This is a genomic window from Methylobacterium sp. Leaf399, from assembly GCF_001424525.1.
GTDB lineage: Bacteria > Pseudomonadota > Alphaproteobacteria > Rhizobiales > Beijerinckiaceae > Methylobacterium.
The window spans coordinates 202,266-223,038 of the sequence record NZ_LMQK01000032.1; the positions used below are offsets into that span (position 1 = coordinate 202,266).

A 20,773-nucleotide genomic window follows, 5' to 3' on the forward strand; every position below is an offset into this window, starting at 1 on the left:
CCGACACACCCTGGGCGCGAGGCCTCGTCCCCGGCCGGGACGGGCGCGTGGGGGCGCCGGCCCGCGGCGTGGCCGAGGGGCAAGGGCCGTGACGCAGCTTCGCAAAGACATCCGTGGGACGTTCTCGGGGGCGCAGGAGCGGGTGGTCGCTCATCCCCCGGGCGATGCGGGCCTTGCCGTCGCCCTGATGCGCTGGCTCGACGGCGCCACGCGCTTCATCGCCCCCCACCCCGCCGTCACGGCCGCGCGGCGCGGCGTCCACGAGCGCGCCGACGCCGTCGTCGAGATCGAGACGAACACGGGCGGGATCGTGAACCGCGTCGCGCGCCGGCACCTCCTGGCCGCTTTGGCCGAGATGGAGGCGGCGATCGACGCCCACGGCCGTGCCAATGCCGACGCGGACAGGGTCGGGATCGCCCCGGAGGGCTGCCCGGTCCGAGAGCCGGCTGCGGCCCGACCGGCGGGATCAGGAGAGTCTTAATCCTTCTCGCCCACTCTCCTACCTTCGAGACCAAGTCGCGCGCCCAGGACCGTGAGCGAGGGCTGGGGTCCTCCGGCGGGGATTGCTTCTTCCATGGTGGCCGCGCTCGCTTCGCTCCTCACCGACATCGAGGATTCCGTCGCCCGCGGCGGGCTCGGTCGTCGTGACGGCCTGCTGCGCGGGCTCACCACCCTCTTCACCGACGAGGCGCCCCGCCTCGCGGAAGATCAGGTCGCGGCCTTCGACGCCGTGATCCTGCATCTGGCCCGCGAGATGGAGGATGCGGCGCGCGCCGAACTGTCCGAACGGCTCGCCGACATTCCCAACGCCCCGCGCGGGGTGGTGCGGGACCTCGCCTTCGACGCGGTGCTGGCGGTGGCCCGGCCGGTCCTGGCGCGCTCGCGCCGGCTGGTCGACGCCGACCTCGCCGCCCTGGCCTCGCGGCGCGGCCAGGGCCACCTCCTCGCCATGGCGCGGCGCCTGGTGCTGAAACCGGCCGTGGCCGACATCCTGGTGGCGCGCGGGGAGCCCGAGGTGGTGCGCCTCGTCGCCGGAAACCCGGGCGCCCAGTTCACGCCGCAGGGGTTCATGGCGCTCGGCGACCGCGCCTTCGCCGATGCGGACCTCGGGCAGATGCTGGCACGCCGCGGCGACCTGCCGGCCGACCTGCGGCTGCGCCTGGCCAATTTCGCGAGGGTGCGCGCCGCCGAGCCGACGCCGACGCCGCTCCCGCCGGTTCGCAGCAACGCCCTCCTGGCGGCCGAGGTGTTCGTGAGCACCCAGGCCCGCCGGGTCGACATCGACGAGGGCGTGCTGATCGCCTGGATCAGGGCGGGCAGGGTGATGGAGGCGCTGGTGGGCCTCGCGCGCCTCGCCGGCGTTCCGAGCCAGATGGCGGTGGATGCCTACGAGAGCGGGAGCTACGAGCCGCTGCTGCCGATCGTGCGCTCGATCCGGTTCGGCTGGCGCATCCTGTCGAGCCTCACCACCGCCAGGACCGCGGACGAGCCGCCGCCGGAGATGATGCACGACGTGATGCAGGCCTTCCAGGGCCTCAGCGTGGTGGCGGCCCAGGCCCAGGTCAGAGCCGCCGCGGCGCGCTACCGTCGCCCCTGACGGCGAGCGGCGTGCCGAAGGTGCGCGCCACGAGGCCCGGATAGGCCAGCGCCTGCCCGATCCCGCGCGCGCCCAGGAGCCCCAAGAAGGCGAGCCAGAGGCCGAGGTTGCCCCCGCCCGCCTGCCATGTCGCGACGATCAGCACCGCATAGACCAGGGTCGCCGCCAGCATCAGGTCGCGCATCGCCCGGGTCCAGGTGGCGCCGATGTAGATCCCGTCGAAGGCGAAGGGCAGGCCGGCGACGAATGGCGCCAGGGCCGCGGGCACGAGGTAGAGCCGGGCGGCCTCGCGCACCTCCGGGCTCGTGGTGACGCCGTCGATGAAGCGCTCCCCGCCAAGGAGGAACAGGCCGGAGATCGCAGCACCGAACACCAGGCACCAGGCGAGGCTGAGGCGGGCGGCGCGTCGGAACGCCGTCTCGTCGCGCGCCCCCACCGCCTGGCCGCACAGGGTCTCGGCGGCGGTGGCGAAGCCGTCGAGGAAGAACCCGCCCACGAGGAAGAGATTCCACAACACGGCGTTGGCCGCCAGGGTCACGTCCCCGGCCCGCGCCCCCAGCGCCGAGAACAGCACGATCGCGCCGACGAGGAGCAGGGTGCGGATCATCACGTCGGCGTTGACGCTGAGCATGCGCGCCAGCGCCAGGGGGTCGCGGATCGCCGCCAGGGGCACGCGGAACGGCCGCGACCCGAGGCGGGCGAGGACGAAGAGCCCCAGGCCCGTGCCCGCGACCTCGGCGACGAGGGTCGCGATCCCGGCCCCCGTCACCCCGAGGCCGGCGCCGAGCACCAGGGCGAGGGTCAGGGCGATGTTGGCGAGGTTGATCGCGACCTGGATCACCAGGCCGAGGTCGGTACGGCCGCGCCCGAGCACCGACCCGAGGATGGCGTAGTTGGCCAGCGTGAACGGCGCGGCGAAGATGCGCACGTGGAAATAGGCCGCCAGGGCCGCCAGCACCTCGGGGCTCGCCCCGCTGATCCGGAAGGCCAGCGCCGCGATCGGCACCTGCGCCAGCACGATGACGAGCCCGACCAGCACCGCGGCGGCCAGCGCCCGGGCGAGGGTGCGGTCGACGTCGTCACGGTCGTGCGCCCCCACCGCCTGGGCGGTGAGCCCGGCGGTGGCCATGCGCAGGGAACCGAACGACCAGAAGATCGCATCGAAGATCACCGCCCCCAGCGCCATGGCGCCGAGCAGCGCCGCCTCCCCGAGCCGCCCGATCACCATCGCGCCGACGAGGCCGAGCAGCGGCGTCGTCACATGGGCGAGGGTCATCGGCAGCGCCAGGGCGAGGACGCTGCGGCTGGTGGGCGGCAGGGAGGCGGCCATGCGGCGGTTCGCGGCCTACTTCGAGACGGACAGCAGCCGCGACAGGAACCACAGCGGCACCACCACCACGGCCCCGGCCAGGATCCAGCCGCCGAAATCCTGGAAGGTCACGAGGCCGAGGTCGATCAGGTCCCGGACCGTGTCGTAGACGCTCCAGAACAGGCGCCCGGGGGTCAGGCCCAGCATCGCCATGCCCGCGCCCACCAGGACGGACAGGAGCAGGAGCTTGACGAACACCGCCACCGGCGAGCCGCCGAGGAACCGGTGCAGGGCGGAGCGCGGGCGGGCGGGGTGGATGCCGGGATAGGCCGGGCCCTCGCGGCGCGGGTCGTGGTCGACGATCATCGGGTCAGGTCCTCAACGGTTCGGGGCCCTCGAAGCCCTGCGAAACCGGCGGAAGCGTGACCGGCGCGCCACAGGCGTGTGAAACTGCACCGGCACTGGAGCGTTACGCGGTTCCGTGGCAAGGGCCGGACTGGCATCCTCCACGGCTGCGCCGTCGCGCGTGGGCGATTCCCCATAGGCGACGGCCCCACCCACTCCCTCGGCCATCCGACAACGAAACGAACGCTTTCATGATCGACCACGCCCTGTTCGACCCGGCGACGATCGATCCGGAGACCAAGCGCCTCAACGCCGAGGTCATCGCGGCCCATGCGGCGCAGGACGACCCGTGGTCGCTGCCGATCGCCGAGGTCCGCGCCCGCCGCCGCCGCGGCACCCAGGCCTCGCCGGCGATGCCGCGCAGCGCGCGCGCCGAGGTCATGACCATCGATGGACCGGGCGGGCCCCTCTCCCTGCGCGTCATCCGCCCCCTCGCCGCGAAGTGGGGCAAGCTGCGCGGCGCCTACCTGCACATCCACCGGGGCGGCTGGGTCTGGGGGGCGGCCGACGAGCAGGACCCGTGGCTGGAGCGCATCGCCGACCGCTGCGGCTTCGTCTGCCTGTCGGTCGAGTACCGCCTCGCGCCCGAGCATCCCTATCCGGCCGCCCTCGAGGATTGCGAGGCGGCGGCCCTGTGGCTGGCCGGGCCGGGCCGGGCCGAGTTCGGCATCTCGGCCCTGACGATCGGCGGTGAATCCGCCGGCGCGCACCTGGCGGTGATGACGCTGCTGCGCCTGCGCGACAGGCACGCCATGCCGAACGCCTTCCGCGGCGCCAACCTCAACGCCGGCTTCTTCGACCTCGGGCTGACGCCGAGCGTGCGCAACTGGGGCGAGGAACGCCTCGTCGTGAACACCCGCGACCTCACCACCTTCGCCAACGACTACGTCCGCGACGGCATCGACCGGCGTCGCCCCGACGTCTCGCCGCTCTATGCCGACCTCAGGGGACTGCCTCCGGCGCTGTTCTCGGTGGGCACCCACGACCCCCTCCTCGACGACACCCTCTACATGTCCTCGCGCTGGGCGGCGGCGGGCAACGGCGGCCACACCGCGATCTACCCGGGCGGCTGCCACGTCTTCATCCGCTACCCCGGCGCCCTGAGCGAGCGGGCCCTCGAACTGATCGACCGCTTCCTCGCAGCGCTTGCCTGATCCCGCCCCGCCGAAGCCGGAGGGGCTGCCGGAGCGCTTCGCCGCCTGGTTCGCGGCGCGCGGCTGGCAGCCGCGGCCGCACCAGCTCGACCTCCTCGCCCTGGCCGGGGCCGGACGCTCGGCGCTTCTCGTGGCGCCCACCGGCGCGGGCAAGACCCTGGCCGGGTTCCTGCCGACCCTGGTCGCCCTGTCGCAACGGCCCTCGGGCCGGAAACCGCGTGGGCTGCACACCCTCTACGTCTCGCCGCTCAAGGCCCTGGCGGTGGACATCGCCCGCAACCTCGAGGCCCCCATCGCCGAGATGGGCCTCGCCGTGCGGGTCGAGACCCGCACCGGCGACACGCCCTCGCACAAGCGCACCCGCCAGATCGAGCGGCCGCCCGACATCCTGCTCACCACGCCGGAACAGCTCGCCCTGCTCATCGCCCACCGCGAGGCGGAGGAGCTGTTCTCGACCCTGGCCTGCGTGGTGCTCGACGAGCTGCACGCGCTGGTCACCTCCAAGCGCGGCGACCTGCTGTCGCTGGGCCTCGCCCGCCTGCATCGCCTGAGCCCCGGGCTCACCGCGATCGGCCTGTCGGCGACGGTGCGCGAACCGGACGCGCTGAGGCGGTATCTGGTGCCGCAGGGATGCTCTTCCCCCCCGTGTGGGGAGGGGGCGGTGCGCATGGCCGACCTCGTCGTCGTCGAAGGCGGCGCCGCCCCCGACCTGCGCATGCTCGTCACGGGGCGCCGGCTGCCGCTGGCCGGCCACACCGCCCTCCAGACCATGCCGGCGATCTACGAGCTGATCGGGACCCACCGGATGGTGCTGGTCTTCGTCAACACCCGCCTGCAGGCCGAATACACCTTCCAGGAACTCTGGCGCATCAACGAGGACGCGCTGCCCATCGCCCTTCACCACGGCTCCCTCGACGCGAGCCAGAGGCGGCGGGTGGAGGCGGCGATGGCCGCCGGGCAGCTGCGCGCCATCGTCTGCACCGCGACACTGGACCTCGGCATCGACTGGGGCGACGTCGACCTCGTGATCAACATCGGGGCGCCCAAGGGCGCGAGCCGGATCATGCAGCGCATCGGCCGGGCCAACCACCGGATGGACGAGCCCTCGAAGGCCTATCTCGTGCCGGCTAACCAGTTCGAGATGCTCGAGTGCCAGGCCGCGCTGGAAGCGGTGGAGGCCGCCGCCCAGGACACCCCCGACGCCCGGCTCGGCGCCCCCGACGTGCTCGCCCAGCACGTGCTCGGCATGGCCTGCGCGGGTGCCTTCGATCCCCTGTCGCTCTACGACGAGATCGTCTCGGCCGCACCCTATGCCGGCTTGTCGTGGGAGGACTTCGAGGGCGTGGTCGATTACGTCGCCACCGGCGGCTACGCGCTTCGCGCCTACGAGCGGTTCGCCAAGATCCTTCGCGGGCCGGACGGTCTCTGGCGGGTGCGCGACGCGCGGGTCGCGCAGCAGTACCGCATGAACATCGGCACCATCATCGAGGCGACGACGGTGAAGGTCCGCCTCGGGCGCGCCATGCGGGGCAAGCCCGGCACGGTGGTGCCCAGGACCGGACGGGTGCTCGGCGAGATCGAGGAGGATTTCGCCGACGGCCTGACCCCGGGCGACACCTTCCTGTTCGCGGGCGAGGTCCTGCGCTTCGAGGGCCTGTCGGAGGACGAGGCGCTGACGAGCCGGGCCGGTCCGGGCACCGATCCGGCGATCCCCTCCTATGCCGGCTCGAAGTTCCCGCTCTCGACCTTCCTGGCGGCGCGGGTGCGGGCGATCATCGCCGATCCGTCGAGCTGGGACCGGCTGCCGGCGCAGGTGTCGACCTACCTCGGCCAGCAGCGCGACCGCTCGGTGCTGCCGGGCGCGGGCGACCTTCTGGTCGAAACCTTCGCGCGGGGCGGGCGCCACTATCTCACCGCGTTCCCCTTCGAGGGACGGCTGGCGCACCAGACCCTGGGCATGCTGCTCACCCGGCGGATGGAGCGGGCGCGGCTGCGACCGCTGGGGTTCGCCGCCAACGACTACGGCATCGCGATCTGGATGACCCGCGATCTCAGCGAGCGCATCGCCATGGAGCCGGGCTTCCTCGACGCCCTGTTCGCGCAGGACATGCTCGGGGACGACCTCGAGGCCTGGCTCGACGAATCGGCGATGATGAAGCGCACCTTCCGCCAGTGCGCGGTGATCGCCGGACTGATCGAGCGGCGCCATCCCGGCAAGAAGAAGACCGGCCGGCAGGTCACTATCTCCACCGACCTCGTCTACGACGTCCTGCGCAAGCACCAGCCCGACCACCTCCTCATGCGGGCCGCGCGGCAGGATGCGGCAACCGGACTCCTCGACGTGGTACGCCTCGGCGTGATGTTGGAGCGCGTTCAGGGGCGCATCGTCCACCGGGCTCTGGACCGGGTCTCGCCGCTCTCCGTCTCTGTCATGCTGGAGATCGGGCGCGAACGGGTCTACGGCGAGGGGGCCGACGAGATCCTGGCGGAAGCCGAAGCCCAGCTCCTCGACGAGGCGCTGGGGTAACGGGGTGGAGCGCGCCTCACAGAGACCACACCAGCCAGACCACAACAGCAAGGATGCCGCCTTGGCGCTCGGCCAGAGACTTGAACGAACCGCGAAGATCCCCGGCCTGAGTTTGGCCGGCGAAACCCTCGTCCTCGACCTGTGCGGCGGCCTGTGGCTGCCCGCCCACCGCACTCTGGTGGTCTCGGACCTGCACCTGGAGAAGGGCTCGTCCTTCGCCGCCCAGTCCGGGCAGTTCCTGCCGCCCTACGACACCCGCGAGACCCTGGCCGGCCTGCACGAGGTGATCGCGCGGCTCGATCCGGCCTGCGTCGTGGCGCTGGGCGATTCCTTTCACGACGCGCGCGGCCCCGAGCGGCTGGAACCGGGCGACCGCGCCCTCATCGCCGTGCTGCAGGAGGGGCGCGACTGGGTCTGGATCGCGGGGAACCACGACCAGGCGGTGCAATCGGGCGTCGGCGGGCGCTACGCCGAGGTCCTGGTACTGGGCGGCCTGACCCTTCGCCACGAGCCGCTGCCGGGCGCGAAGGAGGGCGAGGTCGCCGGCCACCTCCACCCCTGCGGCAAGGTCGCCATGCGCGGGCGCGCCGTGCGGCGGCGCTGTTTCGTCACCGACGGCCATCGGATGGTGATGCCGGCCTTCGGCGCCTACGCCGGCGGCCTCAACGTGCGAGACCCGGCCTTCGAGCCGCTGTTCCCGAAAGGGTTTAATGCGCATCTGCTCGGCGACGGCCGCATCTTCGCGATCGGCAAGGCGATGCTGGCGCGGGATTAGGGGCGTCAGGCCGCCACCAGCAGCGACACCCCGGCGACGCTCGACAGCACGAGCCGGAGACGTCCGAGCCAGAGCGGCACCAGCCCGCGCCGGACGAGGTCCTGGTCGACGAGGCCCCAGCCGAGGACGAGCAGGCCGAGCACCCGCAGGTCCCAGGGGGCGGGTATGGCGAGCGCCGCCCAGGCGACCAGGGACGGCACGATGGCGATGACGTAATCGGCGTTGCCGCCCTCGCGCGCCGCCGCGGCACCCCAGCGGATGCCCCCCAGGAACGAGGCGATGACGGCGCCGTAGGCCGAGAGGATGAGTCGGGGCGAGAGGCCGATGGTGCCGAGCCCGCCGTCGTTGCCGCTCAGGGAGAGGGCGGCGAACCCGATGAAGGGGATCAGGCCGCCCAGGCCCAGGACGACGGCGATCAGGGGAACCGGCTTTCCGAAAGGCATCGTGTCATCCGGCTGCGATCGCGCGCCACTGCGGGATCGGCAGACCGGTCTATTCGCACCGCGGATCGAGGTTCCCGCAAGGCGGCCATGAGCCGCCGGGGTGCGGCGGATCGCGCCGCCGCACCCCGAGACCCAGTGTCAGCTACGCTTCGGAGCTAAGATCGGAGCGGGGGCGGGGGCTCCCAGCAGCGTCATCGCCGCCGACGCGGCGACCGCCGGCGGTTCGTTGGCGGGCAGGTCTACGGCCTTTGGCTTGAAGGCGGCCGCCAGGCTGCGCGCGGTGGCCAGATCCTTGGGCGCGAGCTTGCCGGCGACATCGTCGCGCTTCTTGCCGGCGTCCTCGTCGCCCTGGGCGGCGGCGGCGGAGAACCAGAGGTAGGATTGCACGAGGTCCTGGGGCACCCCGAGGCCGCGGGCGTGGAGCACCGCGAGGTTGTACTGGCTGTCGCGCACGCCGTGATCGGCACCGCGCCGGAACCATTGCGCCGCCGTGACGAAATCCGGCTTGCCGGTGGCGCTCGGGTTCTCGGCGAAGATCACCGCCAGGTTGTGCATCGAGCGGATGTTGCCCTGGTCGGCGGCGCGACCGTACCAGATCTTGGCCAGGGCGATGTCGCGGGTGACGCCCAGGCCCTTCTCGTACTGGCCGGCGAGCTTGTACTGCGCCGGCGCGTAGCCCGCCGCGGCGAGCTTCTCGAACAGCTTGGCCGCCAGCACCATGTCGCGGGTGACACCGCGGCCTTCGGCCTGGCGCGCGGCAAGGTCGTAGATGGCGGCGCCGTCGCCGTCGAGGGCCGCCTTCTTCACGGAGGCGAGGCTCGCGGGCAGGCCGTTCAGCACTCCCGCGAGGCTTCCCATGTCGGCGACCTTGGGCACGGCCTTGCGGGCGGGCGACGGCGCCGGCTTGGCGCCCTCGGCCGGATCGACCGGGGCGGCGGGCGGCGGGGACGCACTCGCCGCGGTGTCGGGCGCGGTCGAGATCGACTGCGTCGTCAGGGGATCGGCACGCCCGGCATCCGGGGGGAGGGCCGCCGGCTTGTCGAGGGCGACGGACTTCTCGGCATCGACAGGCTTGTCGGAACCGAGGGCCTTGGTGCCGGCATCGACGGGCGCGGCGTTCGAGGGAGCCGTCGCGTCGGCCGATGCACCGACCTCCTGCACCGGCGCCTGGGCCGGCGAGAACGCGCGGATGGCCTGGAGGCCGCCCAGCGCCAGGATCACGGCGGCGAGGCCGAGCAGCAGGTGCTTGCGGCGCTTGTCGATCGCCGCGCGCATCTGGCCGGTGCGCGAGGGCGTCGGCTCGCCGGCGACGTCGCCGGCCTCCTCCGACGCCGGGCGGACGCTGCCGAGGCCTTCGCGAAAGCGGCTCTTGGGGCTCGCGGTCTCGGCCGCTTCGGCCTGAGCGGCGAGGGCGGCGCGGCGGGCGGCGGCGATGAAGTTCGACTTGATCTCGCTGCTCGACGGGGCGGGCGCCTCAGGCTCGGGCTCGATCGGCGTGGCGCCCGGCCGTGCGCGGGTCGGCCGGCCGGCGCCAGGCTCCAGGATCTCGTCCTTGGCCCGCGACCACTCCGAGGGGGAATCCGGGGTCGGCACCACGGCGCTCTTCGGAAGCTCCGGCCGCTTGGGCGCGGCGCCCTGCGGGCGGGGTGCGGCCGCCGGCGTGGGCGCCTCGGGCATGGCGATGCGGGCCTGAGGCGCGGCGGGCGCCGGAGAGGACGCGGCGGGCGCTTGAGGGGACGCCGCAGGCGCTTGAGGGGACGCCGCAGGCGCTTGAGGGGACGCCGCAGGCGCTTGAGGGGACGCCGCAGGCGCCTGCGCGGTCGGGCCGCCGAACTGGCCCGCGAGCCGGTCGAGGGCGGCATGGACGCCGTTGAGCGTCGCCTGCATGCGCTGCTCGGACGCCGCCTGATGGGTCCGCAACTCCTCCAGATCCGCCTTGAGCGAGCCGATCTCGGTGCGGCCGGCCACCGGCGCCTCGGGCGTGCCGACCTGGGCGAGGAGGTCCCTCATCGACCGTTCGAGGCCGAGGATCGCCGGGTCGGAGCCGCGGGTCTCGATCCGCTGCGAGAGGGCGACGATCTGCTTCTCGAGGGCGTCGAGCCCTTCGCCGGAAGAGCCGGCGCCGGGGCCCTGGACCCGGTCGACCTTGTCGGCGAGGTCGTGGAGCATGGAATGGATGCTGGCGAGGTCGCCGCCGGGGACGGCCGGCCGGCGCAGGGTCTCGCCGAGGTCCTCGAGGCGGCCGATGAGGTCGCCGACCGGGTTGACGCCGACCCGGTCGACCTTGTCGGCCAGGGCGTCGATCCGGTCGATGATCGCATCCGACCCGGAGGCGTCGGACAGGGGCCGGGTGCGCAGGACGTCGAGCATCTCGCCCATCGCCTGGATCTGGCGACCGATGCCGTCGTCCTTGGGCGCCTTGAGGTCGCTGCGGATCTCCTCCAGCAGCGGCCGGATCTCGGCCATGCGGGTGGCGTCCTGGTCGGCGTCGCCCTGCAGCTTGGCGATCTGGGCGCTCAGGGCCTGAAGGCCCTGGGCGAGGCTCTGGATGCGCTCGGGGCCGGCCAGGGCCGCGATGAGGTGGCGGATCTCCTCGATCTCTCCGAACAGCCTGCCGAGGGCGTCGCGGTCGGCATGGTCGGAGGGCGCGACGCTCAGCACCCGGTCGAACCGGTCGGCCAGGCGCTCGACGTCCCCCGCCACGCGGGCGTGGACGTTCTCGGCGACGTCCTCGGCCAGCCGCGAGACCTGGACCTGGATCATCTCGATGGGCTTGACGATCGCGGCGAGGTCGGCGGGCTTCTGCGCCTGCCCGACGCCGCTGGCGAGGCTGAGCACCGCCTGTTCGAGGGCGTTGACGTCCTGGCCGGTGGCGAGGCCGCCGATGGAATCGCGCAGGCGGCTCGTCTCGCGCTGCAATTCGCCGATCGTCGAGGACGGCGTGCCGCCGAAGGTCGCCTCCATGGCGGCGGCCACCTCGTGCTGGAGCGCCGCCACCGAGCGATGCGCGGAGGCCTGGCCCTCGCCGCGCTCCTCGAGCTCGCGCTGGCGCTGGCGGATCTCGCCCACCGCGTCGGCCATCTCGAGGGCGGCGGACCGGCCGCGCCGGCCGAGGGCGCGCGGCTGGGCGAGCTGCTCGCCGAGCTCCGCCATCCGGCGCTCGATGGTGGCGAGGCGCTCGGTCATCTCGGCGACGGGCGGAAGCCCGCCGTCGAGCACCGTGGACAGCCGCGCCTCGATGCCGGCGACGCTCGTGGTGGCCGCGTCGCGCGCCGCCTCGTGGGTGCCGTCGATCTTCCTGTCGATGGCGTCGAGGCGCTGGAACATCTGCGCGAGGGATGCGGCGAAGGCGTCGAGCGGGACCGGCGGCTCCGCCGGGGCGGCGACGGCCGCTTCGACGGAAGCGGGCGCCTCGTCAGAGACCGCGGGCGCAGGTGCCTCCACGGGCGGGGAAACGGGGGGAAGGCTGCTCGCCTCGGCCGGACGGTCGGCGACGAGCGGGGCCGGCGGCGCATCGGCGGCGCGAGCGAACGCGAAGCCCGGATCGGGCACACGCGATGCGGGCAGGCGCGGCTCGGCGATGGCGGCGGTGGACGAGGCGAATCGCTGGGGCAGGCTTGCGGGAGCCGGACCTGGGGACGGGACGGTCGCGGTCGGCAGGCTTCCGGGACCGCGCTTGCGCCGCGCATGCGGCTCGGCCTCCTGCTCGACCACGGAGGCGATCCAGGTCTCCAGGGGAATGCCGGCCCGGCGCGCCACGTCGCGGGCCGCGTCGAGCACGTCCGGATCGAGGCCCTTGAGGTTCAGCGTCGCGTTGCGTTTCATCGTCAAACCTGAGCGGCGAGGTCCGGACTTCGCCCCGACGTCTCCGAGGCGCCTCGCGGCGACGGGGACGGAAGGGTTCGATTGCGCTCGACATTTGGCGTTCTTGGTAAACAGCGAGTTAAGGACTATGCCGAAATGGGAAAGCGGGCTCCGACCGGCCCCGTCCGGCGGCAGCGGTTCACGGCCCCCTTGACGTTTGTGCCGTCTGATAGTTTACATATGAACCATCGAGGGAGCCGGCGGTCTCGACGGGCCGAAACGGCGACCCCAGATCCTGGAGGATGCGAGATGCCGAGCTATCGGGCGCCTGTCGAGGACACGCTGTTCCTGCTGTACGACGTGTTCGGCTTCCACCGCTACGACAACCTCGCCGGCTTCTCGGATGCGTCGCCCGACGTGGTCGAGGCGGTGCTGAACGAGGGCGCCAAGCTCGCCGAGACGGTGCTCGCCCCCCTCAACGCGGTGGGCGACCGCGAGGGCTGCAAGCGCCATCCCGACGGCAGCGTCACGACGCCCACCGGGTTCAAGGCCGCCTACGACGCCTATGCCCAGGGCGGCTGGATGGGCCTTTCGCTACCGGAGGCCTACGGGGGCCAGGGGCTGCCGCACACGCTCAACTGCGCGATCCAGGAGTTCGCCTCGTCGGCCAACCTCGCCCTCGGGATGTACCCGGGCCTGACGCAGGGTGCGATGGCGGCCCTGCTGGTCCACGGCTCCGACGCGCAGAAGCAGACCTACCTGCCCCGGATGGCCGAGGGTGCCTGGACCGGCACCATGAACCTCACCGAGCCCCATTGCGGCACGGACCTGGGCCTCCTCAAGACCAAGGCCGTGCCCAACGGCGACGGCTCCTACAGCCTCACCGGCACCAAGATCTTCATCTCGGCCGGCGAGCACGACATGGCCGAGAACATCATCCACCTCGTCATCGCGAGGATCGAGGGCGCGCCGGCCGGCACCAAGGGCATCTCGCTGTTCGTGGTGCCGAAGGTCCTCGTCAACGCGGACGGCTCGCTGGGCGCGCGCAACGGCGTCTCCTGCGGCTCCCTCGAACACAAGATGGGCATCCACGGCAATTCGACCTGCGTCATGAACTACGACGGTGCCACGGGCTGGCTGGTCGGCCAGGAGAATCGCGGCCTCAACGCCATGTTCGTGATGATGAACGAGGCGCGCCTGGCGGTGGGCATCCAGGGGCTGGGCCAGTCGGAGGTCGCCTACCAGAACGCGGTGGCCTACGCGAAGGACCGGCTCCAGGGCCGGTCGCTCACCGGGGTAAAGGCGCCCGAGAAGGCGGCCGACCCGATCATCGTCCACCCCGACGTGCGCCGCACGCTGATGGGCATCCGCGCCTTCAACGAGGCGGGGCGCGCGCTGATCCTCTGGACCGCCCTGCAGGCCGACATCGGCCACCGGTCCGACGACGAGGCCCAGCGCCGGGCCGCCGAGGACCACATGGGCCTGATGACCCCGGTGGTGAAGGGCGTGCTCACCGACAAGGGCTTCGACAACGCGGTGGCCGCCCAGCAGATGTTCGGCGGGCACGGCTACATCGAGGAATGGGGCATGTCGCAGTTCGTGCGCGATGCCCGCATCGCCATGATCTACGAGGGCGCCAACGGCATCCAGGCGATGGACCTCATCGGCCGCAAGCTGCCCAAGGACGGCGGCCGCGCGATGATGGCCTTCCTCGGCGAGGTCCAGACCTTCGTGAAGGACCACGGCGAGGACGAAGCGATGACGCCGTTCACCGCGCCGCTCCAGGCCGGGCTGAACGACCTCCAGGCCGCGACCATGTGGTTCATGCAGAACGCGTTCTCCAAGCCCGACAATGCCGGCGCGGGGGCCACCGACTACATGCACCTGCTCGGCCTCGTGGCCATGGGCTACATGTGGGGCCGGATCGCCAAGGCGGCCATCGCCGCGAAGGCCTCGGCGCCCGAGCGCATGGAGGCCAAGCTCGTCACCGGCCGCTTCTACATGGAGCGGATCCTGCCCGAGACGGCGATGCGCCTCGTGCGGATCAAGGCGGGTTCCGAGACGACCATGGCGCTGCCGGTCGAGGCGTTCTAGAGCGCTCGGACCGAGCCGTTCGACACGGGTCGTTCCGGGGCGCTCGCAGAGCGACCCCGGACGCCATGACAGCCGTCGGTTCAGACCGAGGCACGACCTCGGCTGATGGCTTCCGGGTTCTGCTGCGCAGCCCCGGAACGACGGGATCAGGTCGGCAAGACACAGCCCGCTCGTCGGCGGGGACAACCTGGGACGCGCACATGACCGAGGCCTTCATCTACGATCACGTCCGCACCCCGCGCGGCCGCGGCAAGCCCGACGGCGCGCTGCACGAGGTCACCGCCCTGCGGCTGGCCGAGGTCGCGCTGCGCGCGCTCAAGGACCGCAACCACCTCGACACGCGACAGGTGGACGACGTCGTCCTCGGCTGCGTCGATCCGGTCGGCGAGGCGGGCGGCGACATCGCCCGCGCCGCGGCGCTGGTGGCCGACTACGGCACCCACGTGCCGGGCATCCAGATCAACCGGTTCTGCGCCTCGGGCCTCGACGCGATCAACTTCGCGGCCGCCCAGGTCATGGCCGGCCAGCACGACATGACGGTGGGCGGCGGCGTCGAATCGATGAGCCGCGTCGGGCTCGGCGCCTCGGGCGGCGCCTGGCCGGTGGACCCGCAGATCGCGATCAAGTCGTGGTTCATGCCCCAGGGCGTCTCGGCCGACCTCATCGCCACCAAGTACGGCTTTTCCCGTGACGATTGCGACGCCTATGCCGTCGAATCGCAGAAGCGCTCGGCCAAGTCCTGGGCGGACGGGTTGTTCAAGAACTCGGTCGTGCCGGTAAAGGACATCAACGGCATCACCCTGCTCGCCACCGACGAGCACATGCGGCCCTCCACCGACATGCAGTCGCTGGGGCAGCTCAAGGCCTCCTTCGTCCAGATGGGCCAGATGGGCGGCTTCGACGCCGTGGCCATCGACGCCCATCCGGACGTGGAGATGGTCGAGCACGTCCACCACGCCGGCAATTCGTCGGGCATCGTCGACGGTGCCGCCGCGGTGCTGCTCGGCTCGAAGGAGGCGGGCGACCGCGCCGGGCTGAGGCCGCGTGCGCGCATCCGCGCCTTCGCCAACATCGGTTCCGATCCGGCCCTGATGCTCACCGGCCCGGTGGACGTGACGAAGAAGGTGCTGGCCCGCGCGGGCCTGAGCCTGTCCGACATCGACCTGTTCGAGGTCAACGAGGCCTTCGCCGCCGTGGTCCTGCGCTTCATCCAGGCCTTCGACGTCGATCCGGCCAAGGTCAACGTCAACGGCGGCGCCATCGCCATGGGGCATCCGCTCGGCGCCACCGGCGCGATGATCCTCGGCACGGTGCTCGACGAACTCGAGCGCACCGGCAAGGAGCGGGCGCTCGTCACCCTGTGCATCGGTGCCGGCATGGGCACCGCCACGATCATCGAGCGCGTCTGAGGATCGGCCCGCCGACCCGGCGGCCGCTCTGCCCGGCCGTACCAAAGCCTGATAGACGCGGGCCCGCGCCCGACGCCGCCTGGAGCGGCGCGGTTCGAGCCAACATTGCGGAGGAAACGCCCCTATGACGAGACTGCTTCCCACCCTGGCCCTGGCCGCCCTGCTCGGCCTGCCGATGGCGGCCCGCGCCGACGAGGCCTCCGACCGGATCGAGGCCGCCAAGGCGCTGGTCCAGAAGACCGTGATCAAGAACCTCGAGACGGGCTTCACCGGCGCGCTGGAGAAGACCGTGGCCGCCATGCCCGCCGAGAAGAGCGACAAGGTCCGCCAGGAGGTCCGCGCCGAGTTCGACCGCCAGCGCACCGCGCTGATCGAGGGATTGTCGAAGGAATACGCCGACAAGTTCACCCTCGACGAGATCAAGCATCTCTCGGGCATCTACGACGACAAGATCTACCAGAAGTTCCAGGCGATCAACGCCGATCCGGGTTCGACCATCACGCTGATCTCGCAGGCGGCGGTGACCAAGCTCGTCAACATGCTCACCGTCGCCGCGGCGGCCGACGCTCCGGGCCTGCCCGGGCAGGCGCCGGGCCCGGCACCGACTCCCGCACCGGCCCGCTGAGCCGCGATGCCCCGCGGCCGGGCGGCGACGACCATACGACCGGGCCGCCCCCCCGCCGCGGTGGCGCAGAACCGGGCGGCGCGACCTCGCGCCGCCTCAGTGGACCGGGGCGACGCGCACGGCCGGCGTCTCGAAGCCCGTGGGGACCGGGGCGGCCTGCGTCTCGAACCCCGCCACGGCCGGCAGGGCTTCGATCTGGGGCTTGGCGAAATGGTAACCCTGGAACAGCGTCGCTCCGAGTTCGCGCAGGGTGTCGAGTTCCGCCCGGGTCTCGACGCCCTCGGCGATCACCGCCACGCCGAGCTGGCGCGCGATGGCGATGATCCCGCCCGTGATGATCTGGCGGCCCTTGTCGGTGTCGATGCCGCGCAGGAGGTCCATGTCGATCTTGATGAGGTCGGGCCGGAAGTTGGCGAGCAGGCTCATCCCGGCGAAGCCGGCGCCGAAATCGTCCAGCGCGGTGAGGAAGCCCTGCTTGCGGTACTCGGTGACGATGCGCTGGACGTGGGCGGTATCGCGGAATTTCTCGTTCTCGGTGAACTCGAACATGATCCGGTCGTGGGCGAACCCGAAGCGGCGCGCCGCCTCCAGGGACGAACGGATGCAGGCCGCCGGCTCGTAGACGGCGTTGGGCATGAAGTTGATCGAGAGCTTGGTCTCGTCGTCGGCGGGAAAGAGCCTGCCCGCGAGTTCGATTGCCTTCACCCGCGCCGCTTGGTCGAAGCGGTAGACCGTCTCCTCCGTGACGCGGCTGAGGATGGAACCGGCGGACTCGCCGTTGGTCCCGCGCACCAGGGCCTCGTAGCCCCAGATGCGGCCGCGTTCCACGTCGAGGATGGGCTGGAAGGCCATCGTGAAGGTGAAGTCCAGGGCTTTGCCGGTTCCGCACCCTTTGCAGGCTACCTTCGCGCTCATCCCATCGTATCCCATGTTAATGTCGGTCGTTTGTCTTCAAAACCATGACGGCAAAAATCCTTTCATCGACTTAAGAAGCCGACGGTCCACGCCGCCCCCTTTGGAGGATCAGCCATGAATCTCACGAACTTCCGCTTCGAGACCGACGCCGACGGAATCGCGCTCGCCACCTGGGACATGCCCGGCCGCTCGATGAACGTGATCACGGCGCAGGTCATGGCCGAGCTCCATCAGATCATCGACGCCGTGGTGGCGGATGCCGCCGTCAAGGGCTGCGTCATCACCTCGGGCAAGGACAGCTTTTCGGGCGGCGCCGACCTGACGATGCTGCAGGGCCTCGGCCGCGAATACGAAAAGCTCAAGGCGAAGTCCGGCGAGGAGGAGGCGATGCGCCACTTCTTCGAGGAGTCGCGGCAGTTGACCCTGGTGTTCCGCAAGCTCGAAACCTGCGGCAAGCCGTTCGCCGCCGCCGTCAACGGCCTCTGCCTCGGCGGCGCGTTCGAGCTGAGCCTGTCCTGCCATCACCGGGTGTTGTCGGACGACGAGAAGACCCGCGTCGGCCTGCCCGAGATCAAGGTCGGCCTGTTCCCCGGTGCCGGCGGCACCCAGCGCGTGCCGCGCCTGATGCAGACCGGAGACGCCCTGCAGATGCTGTTCAAGGGCGAGCAGATCCGCCCGCTGATGGCCAAGACCATGGGCCTCGTCCACGAGGTCGCCCCCAAGGCCGAGATCGTGGAGAAGGCGCGTGCCTGGATCAGGGCCGGCGGCTCGGCGGTGGCGCCCTGGGACGCGCCCAAGTTCAAGGCGCCTTCCGGCAAGGTCTACTCGCCCGCCGGCATGATGATCTGGCCACCCGCCAACGCGATCTACCGCCGCGAGACCCACGACAATTATCCCGCCGCCAAGGCCATCCTCGGGGCGGTCTACGAGGGCCTGCAGCTGCCGATGGATCTGGCCCTGCGCGTCGAGAGCCGGTACTTCGCCAAGATCCTGCGGTCGAAGGAGGCCGCGGCGATGATCCGCACGCTGTTCCTGTCGATGGGCGAGCTCAACAAGGGCGCGCGCCGCCCCAAGGACGTGGCTCCCACCAGCGTCAGGAAGGTCGGCGTCGTCGGGGCCGGATTCATGGGGGCGGGCGTGGCCTACGTCAGCGCCAACGCCGGCATGGAGGTGGTGCTCGTCGACCGGTCGATGGAGGCCGCCGAGAAGGGCAAGGCCTACGCCCACACCCTCATCACCGGACAGATCAACCGGGGCCGCGCCAAGACCGCCGACCGTGACGCGCTGCTCGCCCGCATCACCGCCAGCGCCGATTATGCCGACCTCAAGGGCTGCGACCTCGTCATCGAGGCGGTGTTCGAGGACCCCGCGGTGAAGGCCGAGGTGATCGCCAAGGTCGAGGCGGCCATCGGGCCGGAGGTGATCTTCGCCTCCAACACCTCGACCCTGCCGATCTCGGGCCTGGCCAAGGCTTCCTCCCGGCCCGACCAGTTCGTGGGCATCCACTTCTTCTCGCCCGTGGAGAAGATGATGCTCGTGGAGATCATCAAGGGCGAGGCGACCGGCGACCGGGCCATCGCCACCGCCCTCGACTACGTGCGGGCGATCAAGAAGACGCCCATCGTGGTCAACGACAGCCGCGGCTTCTTCGCCAACCGCTGCGTCACGGCCTACCTGCTCGAAGGCCACAAGATGTTCCTCGAAGGCGTGCCCGCCGCGATGATCGAGAACGCCGGCAAGCTGGCCGGCATGCCGGTGGGCCCGCTCTCGCTCAACGACGAGGTCGCCCTCGACCTCGGCCTGAAGATCGCCAGGGCCACGGAGGCGCAGCTGGGCCCCGACGCGGTCGATCCCGGCCAGAAGCAGCTCCTCGTCACCCTGGTGGAGACCGAGGGCCGGCTCGGACGCAAGAACAAGCGCGGCTTCTACGACTACCCCGAGGGTGCTTCGAAGCGGCTGTGGCCGGGCCTGAAGGCACTCCAGCCCAAGACCCTCGACCCGGACGCGGTGGATGTCACGGAACTCAAGCACCGCTTCCTCGTGGTGCAGGCGCTGGAGGCCGCCCGCACCGTCGGCGAGGGCGTGATCACCGATCCGCGCGAGGCCGACGTCGGCTCGATCCTCGGATTCGGCTTCGCGCCCTTCACCGGGGGCACCCTGTCCTACATCGATTTCATGGGCGCCGGGGAGTTCGTGGCGCTGGCCCGCAGCCTGGAGGCCAAGCACGGCGCGCGCTTTGCGGTGCCCGAGAACCTCGCGGCGATGGCCGAGACGGGGAGCACCTTCTACGGCGAGGCCGCCAAGCGGGCGGCCTAGCCCAGGACGCTCGACGCCACCCGGGGCCGGTGCCGCGAGGCGGGACCGGCCCTTCCCATGTCCGGTGACCGGCGGCGGGGGAGGGGGTATGACCCCTCGACCCTCCCTCGGTCATGTGCCGCAACGGCAAGGACACGCGATGTTCCTCACCTCGCCCGATCTCGCGGACCCCGCGATCCGGCATGCCTTTTTCACCCGCCGGGGCGGCGTCTCGGAGGGGCTCTACGCCTCGCTCAACGGCGGGCTCGGCTCGAGTGACGACGCCGGCCGCGTGGCCGAGAACCGGCGGCGGATGTGCGCGGCCCTCGGCGTCGCCGAGACCGCCCTGGCCAGCCTCTACCAGATCCATTCCGCCGAGGTGGTCGTGCTGACGCAGGCGCCGGCGCTGGCGGAGCGACCCAAGGCCGATGCGATGGTGAGCGTCGTGCCGGGGCTGGCGCTCGGCATCGCCACCGCCGATTGCGGTCCGATCCTGTTCGCCGATACCCGCAACGGCGTCGTCGGTGCCGCCCATGCCGGCTGGAAGGGGGCGCTCGGCGGCGTCGTGGCCGCCACGGTGGCGGCGATGGAGGCGCTCGGCGCCGAGCGCGGGTCGATCGTCGCCGTGCTCGGCCCCACCATCCACCAGCCATCCTACGAGGTCGGCACGGACCTGCGCGACCGCTTCGAGGAGGCGGCACCGGGGGCGGCGCGGTTCTTCGCGCCCGGCGACCGGCCGGGCCATGCCCAGTTCGACCTGCCGGGCTTCGTCCTGTGGCGCCTGGAACAGGAGGAGATCGGCCGCCACGCCTCGCTCGGCCTGTGCACCTATGTCGACGCCGAGCGCTTCTACAGCTACCGGCGCACCACCCACCGCCAGGAGGCCGACTACGGCCGCCTGATCTCGGCCATCGCCCTGGCGCCCTGAATTCCGGCCCCGACAAACGGATTCCAGGGGTGCGACAATCCGTCATCCAGGTCGAGCCGGAAAGGCGCCGTCGCGATTGAACCTTGGCCGTTCGAGCGCGTTCAGGGTCGAGGTAGCCCAAGGTCGAACGAACACAACGGACGGATCATCGCCACAAAGGGGTCGCTTTTCCGGCGACTGGCGTGATCGGTCCGCAACAGCTTCTTCCAGGCTGCTGAACTACAGACGAGGCTTCGTGAGGCCGGCGCCGGCGCCGTCTCATCGACAGTATGAGGACCAGCACCATGAAATCCTTCCTTCGGGCCACCACCGCTCTTGCCGGCATTGTCCTGGCGGGCTCGGCCTTCGCCGCCGACCTTCCGCGCCGCGCCGCGCCGCCGGTCTTCGTCCCGGTCCCGGTCTTCACCTGGACGGGCTTCTACTTCGGTATCAACGCCGGCTACGGCTTCGACGCCGGCAACCAGGACCGCAACGTCTACGACAACGTGTTCCC

The 20,773-nt window shown here is 71.6% G+C and carries 15 protein-coding genes and 1 pseudogene; 11 read left to right on the top strand and 5 right to left on the bottom strand.

Annotated features, from left to right (window positions below; translation table 11 throughout):
* Positions 1-88 precede the first annotated feature (88 nt).
* Both ASG40_RS17270 and ASG40_RS17275 read left to right on the top strand, forming a co-directional pair.
* A complete protein-coding gene (locus ASG40_RS17270; RefSeq protein WP_156387790.1) occupies positions 89-481 on the top strand; it encodes a hypothetical protein in 393 nt (130 codons plus the stop codon).
* A 93-nt stretch (positions 482-574) separates the two neighbouring features.
* Positions 575-1,597, top strand: coding sequence for a DUF2336 domain-containing protein (locus ASG40_RS17275; RefSeq protein ID WP_055888491.1), 1,023 nt, complete (start codon positions 575-577; stop codon positions 1,595-1,597).
* On the opposite strand, the gene ASG40_RS17280 is transcribed toward ASG40_RS17275, so the two are convergent.
* Both ASG40_RS17280 and ASG40_RS21360 read right to left on the bottom strand, forming a co-directional pair.
* Positions 1,563-2,927 carry an MATE family efflux transporter gene (locus ASG40_RS17280; protein WP_055888492.1) on the bottom strand — a complete coding sequence of 455 codons (1,365 nt, stop codon included), beginning with the start codon at positions 2,925-2,927 and terminating at the stop codon, positions 1,563-1,565. The two genes, ASG40_RS17275 and ASG40_RS17280, sit on opposite strands and share 35 nt — an antisense overlap.
* A gap of 15 nt (positions 2,928-2,942) precedes the next feature.
* On the bottom strand, positions 2,943-3,272 hold the full coding sequence (locus tag ASG40_RS21360) for a DUF6460 domain-containing protein (RefSeq protein ID WP_055888493.1): 330 nt from the start codon (positions 3,270-3,272) through the stop codon (positions 2,943-2,945).
* A gap of 230 nt (positions 3,273-3,502) precedes the next feature.
* On the opposite strand from ASG40_RS21360, the gene ASG40_RS17290 reads away from it, so the two are divergent.
* The 3 genes from ASG40_RS17290 to pdeM all read left to right on the top strand — a co-directional run bounded on the left by ASG40_RS17290 (position 3,503) and on the right by pdeM (position 7,767).
* The gene (locus tag ASG40_RS17290) at positions 3,503-4,465 is read left to right on the top strand and encodes an alpha/beta hydrolase (protein ID WP_055888494.1); all 963 of its coding nucleotides are present in this window, start codon (positions 3,503-3,505) and stop codon (positions 4,463-4,465) included.
* Positions 4,458-6,992, top strand: coding sequence for a ligase-associated DNA damage response DEXH box helicase (locus ASG40_RS17295; protein WP_055888495.1), 2,535 nt, complete (start codon positions 4,458-4,460; stop codon positions 6,990-6,992). Before ASG40_RS17290 ends, ASG40_RS17295 begins: the two co-directional genes overlap by 8 nt.
* Positions 6,993-7,053: 61 nt before the next feature.
* Positions 7,054-7,767: a ligase-associated DNA damage response endonuclease PdeM gene (pdeM, locus tag ASG40_RS17300; RefSeq protein ID WP_055888496.1), complete on the top strand. Its 714-nt coding sequence runs from the start codon at positions 7,054-7,056 to the stop codon at positions 7,765-7,767.
* Positions 7,768-7,772: 5 nt separating this feature from the next.
* On the opposite strand, the gene ASG40_RS17305 is transcribed toward pdeM, so the two are convergent.
* The gene (locus tag ASG40_RS17305; RefSeq protein ID WP_055888503.1) at positions 7,773-8,210 is read right to left on the bottom strand and encodes a DUF3429 domain-containing protein; all 438 of its coding nucleotides are present in this window, start codon (positions 8,208-8,210) and stop codon (positions 7,773-7,775) included.
* A gap of 138 nt (positions 8,211-8,348) precedes the next feature.
* Positions 8,349-12,035 (bottom strand): tetratricopeptide repeat protein, encoded by a 3,687-nt coding sequence (locus tag ASG40_RS17310; protein WP_055888505.1) that lies wholly within the window; start codon positions 12,033-12,035, stop codon positions 8,349-8,351.
* Positions 12,036-12,323: 288 nt separating this feature from the next.
* Here ASG40_RS17310 and ASG40_RS17315 point away from each other — a divergent pair, with 288 nt between their 5' ends.
* From ASG40_RS17315 to ASG40_RS17325, 3 genes are all read left to right on the top strand, one after another.
* Entirely contained in the window at positions 12,324-14,108 is a 1,785-nt protein-coding gene (locus tag ASG40_RS17315; RefSeq protein WP_055888507.1) for an acyl-CoA dehydrogenase C-terminal domain-containing protein, read from the top strand.
* 200 nt (positions 14,109-14,308) lie between these two features.
* Positions 14,309-15,517, top strand: a complete 1,209-nt coding sequence (locus tag ASG40_RS17320; protein ID WP_055888509.1) for an acetyl-CoA C-acetyltransferase — start codon at positions 14,309-14,311, stop codon at positions 15,515-15,517.
* Between the two features lie 124 nt (positions 15,518-15,641).
* On the top strand, positions 15,642-16,142 hold the full coding sequence (locus ASG40_RS17325) for a hypothetical protein (protein WP_055888511.1): 501 nt from the start codon (positions 15,642-15,644) through the stop codon (positions 16,140-16,142).
* 96 nt (positions 16,143-16,238) lie between these two features.
* On the opposite strand, the gene ASG40_RS17330 is transcribed toward ASG40_RS17325, so the two are convergent.
* A complete protein-coding gene (locus ASG40_RS17330) occupies positions 16,239-17,057 on the bottom strand; it encodes an EAL domain-containing protein (protein WP_156387791.1) in 819 nt (272 codons plus the stop codon).
* Positions 17,058-17,171: 114 nt separating this feature from the next.
* Between ASG40_RS17330 and ASG40_RS17335 the strand changes: the two genes are divergently transcribed.
* The 3 genes and pseudogenes from ASG40_RS17335 to ASG40_RS17345 all read left to right on the top strand — a co-directional run.
* A complete protein-coding gene (locus tag ASG40_RS17335) occupies positions 17,172-19,373 on the top strand; it encodes a 3-hydroxyacyl-CoA dehydrogenase NAD-binding domain-containing protein (RefSeq protein ID WP_055888515.1) in 2,202 nt (733 codons plus the stop codon).
* A 139-nt stretch (positions 19,374-19,512) separates the two neighbouring features.
* Positions 19,513-20,280, top strand: coding sequence for a peptidoglycan editing factor PgeF (gene pgeF / locus ASG40_RS17340; RefSeq protein ID WP_055888516.1), 768 nt, complete (start codon positions 19,513-19,515; stop codon positions 20,278-20,280).
* 284 nt (positions 20,281-20,564) lie between these two features.
* Positions 20,565-20,773 (top strand): annotated as a pseudogene (locus ASG40_RS17345) (porin family protein); the annotation flags it as partial.